12 protein-coding genes are annotated in these 11,900 nt (G+C 49.8%); 5 read left to right on the forward strand and 7 right to left on the reverse strand.

All coding sequences use genetic code 11. The features are described from left to right. Positions 1 to 45: 45 nt before the first annotated feature. Together AC6R03_RS07855 and AC6R03_RS07860 are read left to right on the forward strand one after the other, a co-directional pair. Entirely contained in the window at positions 46 to 741 is a 696-nt protein-coding gene (locus AC6R03_RS07855; RefSeq protein ID WP_500630889.1) for a response regulator transcription factor, read from the forward strand. Further along, positions 732 to 1,991 carry a sensor histidine kinase gene (locus tag AC6R03_RS07860; protein ID WP_500630888.1) on the forward strand — a complete coding sequence of 420 codons (1,260 nt, stop codon included), beginning with the start codon at positions 732 to 734 and terminating at the stop codon, positions 1,989 to 1,991. Before AC6R03_RS07855 ends, AC6R03_RS07860 begins: the two co-directional genes overlap by 10 nt. Here AC6R03_RS07860 and AC6R03_RS07865 read toward each other — a convergent pair. The 6 genes from AC6R03_RS07865 to AC6R03_RS07890 form a co-directional block, all read right to left on the reverse strand. After that, on the reverse strand, positions 1,988 to 3,322 hold the full coding sequence (locus AC6R03_RS07865) for a ferredoxin reductase family protein (protein ID WP_500630887.1): 1,335 nt from the start codon (positions 3,320 to 3,322) through the stop codon (positions 1,988 to 1,990). The two genes, AC6R03_RS07860 and AC6R03_RS07865, sit on opposite strands and share 4 nt — an antisense overlap. A gap of 133 nt (positions 3,323 to 3,455) precedes the next feature. Beyond that, a complete protein-coding gene (locus AC6R03_RS07870) occupies positions 3,456 to 4,256 on the reverse strand; it encodes a Cof-type HAD-IIB family hydrolase (RefSeq protein ID WP_500630886.1) in 801 nt (266 codons plus the stop codon). A 65-nt stretch (positions 4,257 to 4,321) separates the two neighbouring features. Next, the gene (locus tag AC6R03_RS07875; protein WP_500630885.1) at positions 4,322 to 5,419 is read right to left on the reverse strand and encodes a GGDEF domain-containing protein; all 1,098 of its coding nucleotides are present in this window, start codon (positions 5,417 to 5,419) and stop codon (positions 4,322 to 4,324) included. Beyond that, positions 5,400 to 5,882 (reverse strand): putative pterin-binding protein, encoded by a 483-nt coding sequence (locus AC6R03_RS07880; protein ID WP_500630884.1) that lies wholly within the window; start codon positions 5,880 to 5,882, stop codon positions 5,400 to 5,402. The genes AC6R03_RS07875 and AC6R03_RS07880 overlap by 20 nt, the downstream gene beginning before the upstream one ends. A 194-nt stretch (positions 5,883 to 6,076) precedes the next feature. Further along, the gene (locus tag AC6R03_RS07885; protein ID WP_500630883.1) at positions 6,077 to 7,447 is read right to left on the reverse strand and encodes a YjiH family protein; all 1,371 of its coding nucleotides are present in this window, start codon (positions 7,445 to 7,447) and stop codon (positions 6,077 to 6,079) included. Positions 7,448 to 7,682: 235 nt separating this feature from the next. Further along, positions 7,683 to 8,342: a YoaK family protein gene (locus AC6R03_RS07890; protein WP_500630882.1), complete on the reverse strand. Its 660-nt coding sequence runs from the start codon at positions 8,340 to 8,342 to the stop codon at positions 7,683 to 7,685. A 197-nt stretch (positions 8,343 to 8,539) separates the two neighbouring features. Here AC6R03_RS07890 and AC6R03_RS07895 point away from each other — a divergent pair, with 197 nt between their 5' ends. From AC6R03_RS07895 to shyA, 3 genes are all read left to right on the forward strand, one after another. Beyond that, positions 8,540 to 9,202 (forward strand): hypothetical protein, encoded by a 663-nt coding sequence (locus AC6R03_RS07895; RefSeq protein ID WP_500637200.1) that lies wholly within the window; start codon positions 8,540 to 8,542, stop codon positions 9,200 to 9,202. Positions 9,203 to 9,303: 101 nt separating this feature from the next. Continuing rightward, complete coding sequence (locus AC6R03_RS07900; protein WP_334553297.1) at positions 9,304 to 9,603, forward strand: isoamylase early set domain-containing protein; 300 nt, start codon at positions 9,304 to 9,306, stop codon at positions 9,601 to 9,603. 142 nt (positions 9,604 to 9,745) lie between these two features. Then, the gene (shyA, locus tag AC6R03_RS07905) at positions 9,746 to 11,050 is read left to right on the forward strand and encodes a peptidoglycan DD-endopeptidase ShyA (protein ID WP_500630881.1); all 1,305 of its coding nucleotides are present in this window, start codon (positions 9,746 to 9,748) and stop codon (positions 11,048 to 11,050) included. A gap of 62 nt (positions 11,051 to 11,112) precedes the next feature. On the opposite strand, the gene AC6R03_RS07910 is transcribed toward shyA, so the two are convergent. Next, entirely contained in the window at positions 11,113 to 11,781 is a 669-nt protein-coding gene (locus tag AC6R03_RS07910) for a YiaD family glycine zipper/OmpA-like lipoprotein (protein WP_500630960.1), read from the reverse strand. Positions 11,782 to 11,900: the final 119 nt, after the last annotated feature.

Genomic DNA, 11,900 nt, shown 5'->3' on the forward strand with positions numbered 1-11,900 from the left:
TTATTATGTAAAGAATGAACATCGATGGTGGGTGTGGAGGAGAGCATGAAAAGCGACCATTTACAGTGTTTACTGGTGGAAGACGATCTCGATTTGGCCACTGCGGTTATCGACTACCTCGCGCTAGAGGGCATTGAGTGTAACCACGCGGCGAATGGTGTGGCGGGGCTCAACCTGATACAAAATCAGCGCTACGATGTGGTGATCCTCGATTTAAATTTGCCCAAAATGGATGGTCTAGAAGTGTGCGCGAAACTGCGCGCCAGTGGCCTTGATGTGCCGGTTCTCATGCTGACGGCACGCGATACCTTGGACGACAAACTGGGTGGCTTTTCCGCCGGGGCAGACGACTACCTCATTAAACCGTTTGCGATGGAAGAGTTGATCGTTCGCGCGCAAGTGCTTTCGCGTCGGCGCAGTGGCGAAGTGACGCTACTGAGTGCGGAAGGAGTCGAACTCGATCTCACCACACAAACCGCGACCTGCGATGGGCAGGAGATGAAACTGACACCGATAGGCTACAAACTGCTGGAAACGTTACTGCGCGCCAGTCCAAACAGTGTCTCGAGAGACAAACTGGTGCAGAGCGTCTGGGGGGATGAACAGCCCGACAGCAACAGCTTGAAAGTGCACATGTACCACCTTCGCAAGGCGGTGGATGGCCAAAGTGGAATCAAACGGATACAGACTCTTGTGGGGCGAGGCTTTGCGCTTAAACGTGAGGAGCGAGTATGCGATTAAGGCGCAGTCTACGGCTCTATTTTGTGTTGGCGATGGTGGCGATGGGCAGTAGCGCGATTGTCGGGATGTCAGGCGTTGCGGTGAGCTACTTTTTCTCAGGGATGGATGAGGCCATGCGCGGCTTTGTCCATTCTCAAGCGTTTCATCTCGACGTTGCGCCGGGTCAGGTCACACAGCAAGATGACCTCTTGGTTGCGAAGCGATGGCAAGACATACCCACCCGTATCACGCAGCATTTTGATCAAGAGGATTTGGCCGATGGCCGCCTACTCAAACACATCGAAGGCATTCCCTTACTCAGTCCGCCGAAGAAAGGCTATTTTGTTATGCAGCTTGAGCAAGATGGCGAGCGCCGTTTTGCCGCTATAGAGATAGGCGAGCGTGATCGCACCACGCCGATGAGACGTGATGAGCTGCCGCCATTTTTCTATATCGTTTTTACCGCGATTGGTGCGATAGCGCTTTTTTCCGTGGTGTTGCTGATGATTATTCGTAATGTGTCGGCACCTGTTGAACAGTTGGGCGCATGGGCGAAATCGCTGGATGAAGATAAGCTGGATGCGGCGATACCCAATTTTCACTACCGAGAGCTTAATACGCTCGCCGAGATGATTCAGTCGAGCTTGCGCTCGGTACAAGCCAGTGTCGAGCGTGAAAAGCGTTTTCTTGGCTATGCCAGCCATGAGCTACGCACGCCGATTGCGGTCACGCGAACCAATACCGAGCTGCTGGGCAAAATGATCGAGCGTCAGGTTGAGCCCGCTAAGCAGCGTGAGGTATTGGCGCGCATTGAGCGTGCTTCGCTGACCATGACCGATCTCACCGAAACCCTACTGTGGCTCAATCGTCGTGAGGAGAAAGCCTTGCCCAGCACCTCGTTCGCCATCGGCCAGTTAGTGATTCAGATCCGTCAGGAGCTCAACTATTTACTGCATGGCAAAGCGGTCACCGTTGCTGAGTCGACCGACGATACTCAGGTGACACTGCCCAGTGGCCTGACGCGTATCGTCATCACGAACTTAGTGCGTAATGCCTTCCAACACACGCAAAAAGGCCAAGTGGTCATCTCGCAAACGGGTGACACATTGGTGATTGAAAACCACAGTGACACTGACCAGGAGAGAGACAGCGATCTAGGCTTTGGGCTAGGGCTGGAACTCACCGATAGGCTGGTTAAGCAGCAAGGTTGGTCTTATTGCAATACCGTCACCGCGAACGGGCGAGTGGTGACGGTACGATTTGGTGGCTAACGCATCGCATACATCTCTTCGTGATAGTGATGCGCGGTATCGAAACGATGGCGTTTAATATCATTTTTAAGCTGAGCAGACATCGACTCTGGCCCGCAAAAATAGACATCGTAGTGGTCTAAATGCACAAAGCGCTGCGCTAAGCCTTCGATGGTGAGGCGCGGTTGGTATCGCGTATCGACAATCTCCAACGTCACCCCACTGCGTGTCGCAAGTTGATGCAATTCTTGGAGCATGGCCGTATCCATTCCGCGACAACTGAAGAAAAAGAAGACCGGATAGCGTGGTGGCTGCTCGGCATAACCGTGTAAAGCCGCCACAAAGGGTGCCACGCCGACACCGCCAGCGATCCAAATTTGTGGGCTGGATTGATGGAGTGAAAAATGCCCATATGGCCCTTCGACGCGAACCGAATCTCCTAGGTTGATACGCTGATTTAGCCCAGTAGTGAAATCGCCTAACTCTTTGATAAGAAATCGCACTTTATCCCCTTTGCAGCCAGACACTAGCGTAAACGGATGGGGATCTTCATGGCCAAATTGAAGATAGGCGTACTGTCCACAGCGATGGCCGGGCCAAGAGGTGGGCATATGCAGTTCAAGATCTAAAATGCGGCTCAGTGGGTGATATTGAACGCGGCTAATCCGCGCATCATATTGATGGTAACGGCCAATCAACCCCAGCAAACTGTATAACGCTGCCAAGACGCCAATCACGATGAATGCCATGGTGAGAAAGTAAATTGGCGTGCCCCAATAGCTGTGTTTGAGAAGCAGTGCAGAGTGTGCGGCGACCATCAAATAGGCCACAGCCATGAATTTATGTGAGACGCGAAATGGGCGATAGCGGAGGGCGGTCCAGAGCGAGAGCGCAATCAAGGCAATCAACAGATAAAATCCCCACTCACCTAAAGCGAGACCGGTTGAACGAAGTTCAAGAATCCAGCTTGAGAGTAGGTCGTTACCAAGGTGCGCAGGCCCACGGCCAGAAAAGCGTTGCGGCGCAGTGAGAATCCCTGCACTGACCAATTGAATAGGAAGGTGATAGAAGAGCCAATGGATGATAGCCAGTACGCCACCCGCGATCCCCGTCCACTTGTGAAGTCGGTAGGATTTGTCTAACCCTTGCGTGACCTGTTCAACCCAATCTAGGCGCAGTGCCAATACCATGGTGAGAGACATCAACATGATAGCCACAATGCCTGAGTACTGAATCAGTGCCGAGCGCCATTGAAATATGAGCGACGAACTCAATAGTGACGGCTCAGCGAATAGCCATAGCCCCGTCACGAGAGCAGTCATCATTGCGATGCCGACGAGAACCCGTTTCATGACACATCCTCCCTCTATCTCGCTAATTTAAGCGTAGCAAGCCGGGTGTCAAGTAAGGTCAAGTCGTGTAAATGTGGGTAAAGGAGAAGAGTAAACGTCATACTGCGCGACGCTTACTCTATCAACGCCGAGGTTAGCTGAGAAGGGTGGCCTTGATCACCTTAAACACCCCTGCCTCTTTATTGCTCGGCGCAAGAAAACGGGCGACCTCTTTCACTTTCGGATGCGCGTTATCCATGGCGTAGGAGTGGTAGCTCACTTTGAGCATTTCTAGGTCATTGAGGTAGTCGCCAAAACTCATCGTCTGTTCGAAAGAGAAACCCAGTGTGGATTGTAGATGCTCGATCGCCGCGCCTTTGGAGGCGTGTTTGTTCATAATGTCGAGCCAGATTTTTGCGCTCACCACCACTTGGTGAGAATTGCCAAACTGTGAGGACACACTTGGGTAAACCAGCGCTTCGCTGCCACCGAAATGCAAAATGGCGACTTTGATAAAGTCATCGTCAACGTCGAGAAGATCCTCGACATACTGATAGCGATGATAATACTTTTTGAACTCGTTGAGCGCTTCTTCTGCTTGGGTTTCGATGTATGCCGATTGAGTACCACACAGCACGATGTAGGCGCCGTCTATGCGTCTCGCCTCTCGAATAATATCGGCAATATCTTGCTTGTCGATTTCACAGCGGTAAAGCTCTTGACCTTGATGCATCACCAGCGTGCCGTTTTCGGCAATGAACATCATACGATCTTTTATTGGGGAGAAGGTTTCCATCAGGCTGTAGTACTGTCTGCCTGAGGCCGCCGCGAAAATGATCTCTTTCGCTTCGAGTTGTGGATAGAGTTCGAAAAATTCCGGATTCAGCTGGCTGTTTTCATCGAGCAGCGTACCGTCCATGTCGGCAGCAATGAATTTGATCGGGTGTTGAGGCATAAGGTTAATCATTGACGAAGTGGATTTTCGGCCATGATAACATTGATTGATCGTCAAAACAGGCGTTAGCCAATGGATTTCTGTTCAAGCTTGGCAAACTTCATTTCGTACATATTGGCATCGGCAATCGAGATGAGTCGGCTCAGTGATGCACCATCATGCGGGTAGTGCGCAGTACCAATACTGGTCGATAGGGAGACTTGGGTACCCGCGCGGATAGCAATAGTCTTTCTAAAGCAGCTTTCAATCTGCTTCCAGTGATGCTGTGGATGCGTATCCCCAAGGTAGACCAAAGCAAACTCGTCGCCACCGATTCGATAGCAGTAAGCTTCCAGTTTATTGAGGCGATTAGCAACAGTGGCGAGCACTTCATCGCCCGCTTGGTGACCATGACGATCATTCACTTCCTTAAAGCCGTTTAAGTCTAAAAGGTAGAGGTTGAATGACTGGCCTTGTTCCACCCACTCGGCCATATCGTTGAACATGGCCAACCGATTGGACACTCCGGTGAGAGAATCGGTGAGCGCCAATTGCTTGTGGTAAATGGCCTCTTTGTGAATGATGTAGCCGACTAAACACGCGCAGACAAACAGCAATACCATCAAGACAAATTGCGCCTGAGTTAAACTTTGCGCTTGGCTCATTTGTGACAGGTAGAGCGGACTTTTAATTCTAAAATTGGTGTTGACGTACTGAATCATCGACATGTAGAGCGCGTCAATATCATCGCACAGCGCTTTGGCCTGATCCGGTGAGTTGAGCGCTATGAGCTCGGGTTCTAGCTGCTTAAACTGACTGAACAAGTCACTAAAGAATGCGGCGGCACCGGGAAGGGTAATCAGGTTGTCCGCCTCTTTGCTACTGAGAAGTATGTCGAAACGGCTCCAGGTCAACTCATATTTGAGTAGGGTGCGATCGTAGTACTCTTCACTGTCCGCTGCGAACGGTGTAATCGCTCTGAGTTCAGAAAACTCTTTGTTCAACTGAAACAAAAACCATGTGGCTTGGTTTTGCTGTTCATTGTAGGAGGCCGCTAACTGGCGTGTTGAGGTAAGAAAATAGAGATTAATGATGAACAGGGTTGCCGAAAGCACGATTAACAGTACTTTCGCTTTGGCAAGAATGGCGTGTAAGTGGTCGTCTTTACTCTTTGGACTCATCATCGGCGGTATGCACTAATATCTCATCGATCTGCCACACCATTTGTGAACGAAATGCAGCATTATCTATTTCAGGGAACTGACTTAAGTTAAAGACCAGCCAATAGGGGCCTTTATTTCGCACTTTCATTTTTTCTCCATCCATTTCGTACGCCACGATAGGATCGTACTTAAGAATATCTTCGATTCTTGAGCTCGCCGCGTAATCATTTAGGGCGACAAAAGAGACGGAGAAGGTATTGTTCGCGCGGTAGTAATCAACTAACGATGAGACTTTGAAGCCGGTGAAGGTTTTTTTGCCGTCGAACCAAGGTAGGGTCGTAGAGAAGGTAGAGGGTTCGAAATTCGCTACGATGTCTTCATGAGAGAGGGTGATAGGATCGCGATCGGTGATGCGAATCACTAAGCTAGAGGCTGAAGCACTAAAAACAGACAACGCAGCGAACAGCGCAAGCACTCTTCTCATGATCTCTCCCCAAAGGTACGGACAATAACGTCTTTTTAATATAATTATTGATTATATGATTGTTTTGCAGGTGAGCAAAACCTTTTATCAATATTGATTCTTATTTATTGAGTATAGACAACGCACAGAAACCGCAAAGCCCCGCTATGAAATCCATAGCGGGGCTTTGCGTCAATCGTCACCAGAGGCGCACATTAGAAGATCAGATGCGCGACACCCGCAATCACAGGTAAGGTGATGAGCGTACGCAAGATAAAGATGGCGAACAGCTCAAAAATATTGACAGGAATTCGGCTCCCAAGCAGCAGTGCACCCACTTCAGACATGTAGATTAGCTGGGTCACAGACATCGCAGCGATGACAAAGCGCGTCATTTCGTTGTCGATAGAAGCTGCAAGGATGGCAGGGATAAACATGTCCGCAAAACCGACCACCATGGTTTGCGACGCCGCTGCGGCTTCTGGGATTTGTAGTAGCTCTAGGAATGGGATGAATGGCTGGCCTAAGAAGGCAAACACCGAGGTGTACTCAGCAATCACAAGTGCAATCGTACCCAGACCCATAACCACTGGCAGTACGCCAAACACCATGTCAACAGCGTTACGCACACCTTCAGAAAACACGCCTTTTAATGATGTCACTTGTGAGGCTTTCTTCAGGGCCAACTCTAGACCCCAAGTGAAGCTGTTATGTCCAGCTGGCAGAGCGTCCGCTTCGGCATCCGGTTTAGTACCGTCGATGAAGGTGTCTTTCTTGTAGCTTAGGGGTGGCAGTCTTGGAATGATGATCGCGGCAACCACACCGGCTAAACAGATAGCGCCGTAAAAAGGTAGGAATAGGTGCTCAAGTTCGACTTGGGCCAATACCACCAAACTAAACGTAATGGAGACGGCAGAGAAGGTCGTACCGACGACCGCCGCTTCGCGCTGCGTGTAGAACTTGTTTTCGTACTGCTTACTGGTCAGCAGGATACCGACGGAGCCATCGCCTAGCCAAGAAGCCATACAGTCAATCGCACTGCGTCCAGGTAGATTGAATACTGGGCGCATGACTTTGCTGAGCAAGGTGCCAAACAGTTCTAGCAAGCCAAAGTTGAGCAGCAAAGGAAGCAGCAAGCCAGCAAAAATGAACACAGAGAAAAGAGTTGGCAACAAACCTTCCAGCACTAGGCCGCCGGTGTTTTCTTCCCAAATCGCCTCTGGGCCCAGTTGGAAATAGGTCATCGCAACGGCAAGACCACCGATCACACGCACAGCAAGCCAAAGTGGTGATGGGTTAAACAGGCCGTTTAAAAAGTCGCTGTTGGCAATAAAAGCTGGCGTTTTAATACGGCAAAGCAGCGAGGCAACCGCCATGAAGCTAATGATGGACGTCACCATGCCGACCAGAGCGTCACCGAACAGTGCCTGAATCGATTTCGCCAATACGGCCACAGGGATAGTGATGTCACCGTCAAACGTGATCGGCGCCATAAAGACAAACAGACCCAACAAAGACGGAATAAAGAACATCCAGAAGTTCTTCTTCCCTTTTGGCTGATTGATAGATTGAGCGTTTTCTTGCATTACAAATCTCGTGTTACATCTGGTCAATAGTATTGCCGTATCCCTTGGCATACATATTCACTAAACATCCCTATTTAGTCATGGGGCGCAAGATTACTGCCTTTTGTCATACCGTGCAATACTATTCAATAATTATCCCTAAATATTCAGAGATAAACTCGATATTAGCTTGGCAATGCAGTAATTTGTTTTGTGAATGTTAAATTTTTTGGGGTTGTGTTGCAACTAAGCGGGTTTATTTGGGTGAAATATAGAGGTAGAGCCAATAGCTGAGCGCGAGACACAAGGCAAGGGTAACGGGCGCAAGCAGTGCTGCAATGCTGAGCTGTGCATATAAACCCGCTCCGGCAGTACCGCCGAGTAAGAATCCGGCGAAGATAAAGGAGAAGAGTTTGGCTTTGCGATAATCGAACTTTTCCCCGCGCAAGCGCGCACCGATCATAATGCCCAAATCAGTGACGATACCCGTCATGTGGGTGGTGCGCACAACCGCGCCGCTGAAGGTGGTTAACATGGCGTTTTGCAGCCCACAAGCAGCAGACGCGAGATACTGACCACTGGTGTGTTCCTCCTTAAGCAGCAGGTAGGCGAGCAAAAGTAGCCCACTTTCAAAGCAGAGTGCCACCCCGTAGCGGCGGCCCAATTTCAGCGCAGTGCTTTCGATAAAGACGCCACTGAGTATCGCGCCGAGCAGAAAGCTGAGTACCACCCATAGGAGGTGCTGCGTTTGTTGATCGAAGAGGTAGAGGTTGGTGCCCAGTAGTGTCACGGTACCCGAGATATGAGACACGGACTGGTGCTGGAAACCCAACAAGCCAATCGCATTGACGGTTCCGGCCAGTAGTGCCAATAAAAATGCGCCGTGCTCCACCCAGCGTGGTAGTTTTGAAATCACCGTGATCCCCCTTTTGTTAAGCAGGACATTATACGCGTCAGCCCAAAAGTTGCAGCTGACTTATGTGGCCTCCTTATCTGGCTTCTTAGCAGAGCGCGCATGGTGATTTCGTGGTGGCACAGAGCCGCAGGCGAAATTAATCGTGGATAGGCGTTTTGCCTCACTGACCCGCCTGTTACTATATGTTTGAAAATACGATGTGTTTGAAAATCACCCTCTTTGAAGAACTCTGTTGTGAAGTGATCATCATGAAAAAGCGCCGACTTCCCATTCCCCTTATTTTATTGATTCCGATTGTCCTGCTGGTGGTCGTTGCCGCAGCCGGTCTTTACCGCTTCAGTTTGTCTGATGAGGAGATTCGAGCGAAGTTTCCTCAGCCTACACCGACGCAAGATGCTCTCATGCAACAGGTCTTTGGCATTGCGACGCCCAATCCCTGGACGATTAAAGTGCCAGAAACCACCGCCTACAGCTTGCTTACTCGACGTCAAGACGCAAGAGCGATAGGACAATATCAAGACGGTGAAGTACGCGGTGATATTTGGGTCGACACGCATCAATTGATCGAACTGGGAGAGGGCCGCTACGCCGCGCCGCTCATCGTATCCAATCAAGGCAGTGGTCTTTTTTACTATCTAGCCCTGTTTGAATATGATTCCACCCGCCAGAGAATGATCTCGCGTGATGCAGTGCTGCTGGGTGATCGAATCGTGGTGGAAGCGGTAGAGCGCAATCAGGATGTGATCGCCGTTACACTGCGAACTCGTGAGGAAGATCAACCTATGAGTGAGGAACCCAAAGTAACGCGCACTATAATGATGACTGTGACCGAACAAAATAGTTGGGCAATTCGACCATAATATTCATAGGGTTTTACATTGTTTTTGATGCAAACTGTTGCGCATATTTGTAAGCTAACAAAGATGAGATGGACATTTTAACGTCGTTAACGGAGTAAACTATGATCAACAAACGTTTTTTCAAAACCAAAGATGAAGTCGAAGTCACCTTCGAGTTGGATGCAGCAAACGCTGACCAATCGGTGGCACTCGTCGCAGATTTTCTTGATTGGCAACCGGTCGAAATGAAGAAAGTGGCGAAGTCGAAAAGCTTCAAATTCAAAACCCGACTACCCAAAGACCAACACTTCGAATTTCGTTATTTGGTCGACAACAACAAGTGGGTCAATGATGCCAATGCAGACCAATATAAGCCGAATGGCTTTGGTGATGACAACGGCTTGCTATCGACCTATCAATAGAGCTTTTAGGGTTTTAGCGACATCAACTGCAAAAAGGCGCGTAAGCGCCTTTTTCGATCCAATCTTTACATTAGAAAAGATGACTTTTAGTGGATAAATTCGTAATCTTACGGCTTCGTTATTTCTCTCTATAGGTAGCATTGTGCAAGCGAAAAGTCTGACATTACGCTTGAAAGAGCTCTCTAAGCGTAAAAAGATGGCCGTATTAAGTTTACCGATTTTTATCGCTGTGGCTTTGTCGTCTGCGCCGAATTCAGGTCGCTATCATCGCACTATTGAGCTTTCTCTCCCAGAATCCACACTGATGAATGACTGGCTCGCTGAACACGACGAGACGGTGGATATCCCAGATTACGAATACGTGATCCAATCAGGCGATAACCTAAGCACCATTTTTAATCAATTGGGTTTTGGTTATAGCGAGCTGATGCAGATCATGGAGACGGATTTAAACTATCTTGCTCTAGATACACTGCGCCCTGGTAATACCTTGCGTTTTTGGCGTGATGAAAACCGTAAACTGGCGAAGATGGAGCTTGAGTTTAGCTTGGTCGAGCGTGCAGTTTACACGCGGTTGGATGATGGCAACTATGAGTACAGCGACGTCAAAATTCCAGGCGAATGGAAAGCCTTTCCAATGGTGGGCGAAATTAACGGCACCTTCTCGCAATCTGGCTACGCGCTTGGCCTTGGCAGCAGCGAAGTCGACCAGATTGTCAGCTTACTGAAAGATAAGATCAATTTTGCTCGTGACTTGCGAGCGGGCGATCGTTTCGAAGTGGTACAGTCTCGTCAATACGTCGGTGAAACGTTGACGGGTAATCGCGAGATACAAGCGGTTAAGATCCACAATCGTGGTCAAACCCTCTCGGCGTATTTGCACAGTGACGGCCAATACTATGATGCGAAAGGGGACAGCCTACAGCGTGCGTTCCAACGTAAGCCAGTCGGTGGCAACTATCGCTTAAGTTCGCATTTTAACCCTACTCGCCTGCATCCTGTTACCGGACGTGTTGCACCGCACAACGGCACGGACTGGGCAACCCCAACCGGTACTCCGATTGTCTCAACGGGCGATGGCGTTGTCGTCATGACACGTGACCACCCTTACGCAGGTAAATACGTGGTGATTGAACACGGCAGCCGCTACAAAACGCGTTATTTGCATCTAAGTAAAATCTTAGTTCGCAAAGGCCAAACGGTAAGTCGTGGGCAGCGAATTGGTTTATCTGGAGCGACGGGGAGGGTAACCGGCCCCCATATCCACTACGAACTCCTTGACCGCGGCCGCGCGGTGAATGCGATGAAAGCCAATATCCCGATGGCCAACTCGGTTCCAAAAGCAGAAATGGCGAGCTTCAAGGCGCGCAAAGCAGAGCTTGATGAGATGCTGCGTCAGCAAGAGATGGAGTGGGCCAGAGAAGGGGAATCTGCGCCAGCGAGTTGATGCGCTGGCGCTGGTTGTTTGTGGCTGGTTGTTTGTGATTAAGGAGCAGACGCGAGCAGTAATTACTTGGCGGGATAGATGCTAATTTCTACCCGTCGGTTACAGGTTCGCCCTTGTGCGTTGTCATTGCTACAAATTGGCGTACTTTCGCCCATTCCAAGGGTTGATAAGCGGTTGGTCGCCACTTTCTGATACATCAAATAGGTTCTCACTGACTCCGCGCGTTTGAGTGAGAGACTTTGGTTGTAGGCTTCACTTCCTGTGCTGTCCGTGTGTCCTGCAATCATCAATACGGTATCTGGATATTCGACCAATATACGCGCGACGCCGTTGAGCGTGTTGTAGATCGATGCGTCCAACTGGTAGGAATCACTGGCGAAACCAATTCCGTTTTCCATCACAAGTTGGATTTGATCTTCTCCCACCCGTTTCACCTGAACCCCTGAATTGAGTAACTCTTCACGCAGCGCCGCTTCTTGCTGGTCAAAGTAATAACCCACTCCAGCACCCACCGCGCCGCCCGCTGCGGCCCCTGCCAGTGCACGTTGTCTGCGTTCTGTTGCGTTATCGCCTGTCGCTAGGCCGACGAGTGCGCCTGATACCGCGCCAATTAGGGCACCTTGAGTGGTTGCATTGGTTTCGGTTTCACCTGTGGTAGCGTTCTGACGCTGTGTGGCTTGGCACCCAGCGAGTAGAGTGCAGAGAGAGAGTAAAGTGAGGGATTTGTTCATCATAATAGCTCGATTCATCCTGTTTCAAGTGTGTGCTTACCTTAAAGGAACAGCGTCATTTTGTAAGTCTGACAAAACGATAACTTACTAAAAATTAACACTTAAGTGACGTATGGCGC

The sequence above is a fragment of the Vibrio sp. R10-SG-ISO4 genome (assembly GCF_059834135.1).

Bases quoted from the DNA above. Each gene is read 5' to 3' on its own strand.
- AC6R03_RS07865 (WP_500630887.1), bottom strand. From the start codon at position 3,322: ATGAAACGGGTTCTCGTCGGCATCGCAATGATGACTGCTCTCGTGACG.
- AC6R03_RS07860 (WP_500630888.1), top strand. From the start codon at position 732: ATGCGATTAAGGCGCAGTCTACGGCTCTATTTTGTGTTGGCGATGGTG.
- AC6R03_RS07870 (WP_500630886.1), bottom strand. From the start codon at position 4,256: ATGCCTCAACACCCGATCAAATTCATTGCTGCCGACATGGACGGTACG.
- AC6R03_RS07885 (WP_500630883.1), bottom strand. From the start codon at position 7,447: ATGCAAGAAAACGCTCAATCTATCAATCAGCCAAAAGGGAAGAAGAAC.
- AC6R03_RS07880 (WP_500630884.1), bottom strand. From the start codon at position 5,882: ATGAGAAGAGTGCTTGCGCTGTTCGCTGCGTTGTCTGTTTTTAGTGCT.
- AC6R03_RS07900 (WP_334553297.1), top strand. From the start codon at position 9,304: ATGATCAACAAACGTTTTTTCAAAACCAAAGATGAAGTCGAAGTCACC.
- AC6R03_RS07875 (WP_500630885.1), bottom strand. From the start codon at position 5,419: ATGATGAGTCCAAAGAGTAAAGACGACCACTTACACGCCATTCTTGCC.
- AC6R03_RS07855 (WP_500630889.1), top strand. From the start codon at position 46: ATGAAAAGCGACCATTTACAGTGTTTACTGGTGGAAGACGATCTCGAT.
- AC6R03_RS07910 (WP_500630960.1), bottom strand. From the start codon at position 11,781: ATGAACAAATCCCTCACTTTACTCTCTCTCTGCACTCTACTCGCTGGG.
- AC6R03_RS07895 (WP_500637200.1), top strand. From the start codon at position 8,540: ATGTGTTTGAAAATCACCCTCTTTGAAGAACTCTGTTGTGAAGTGATC.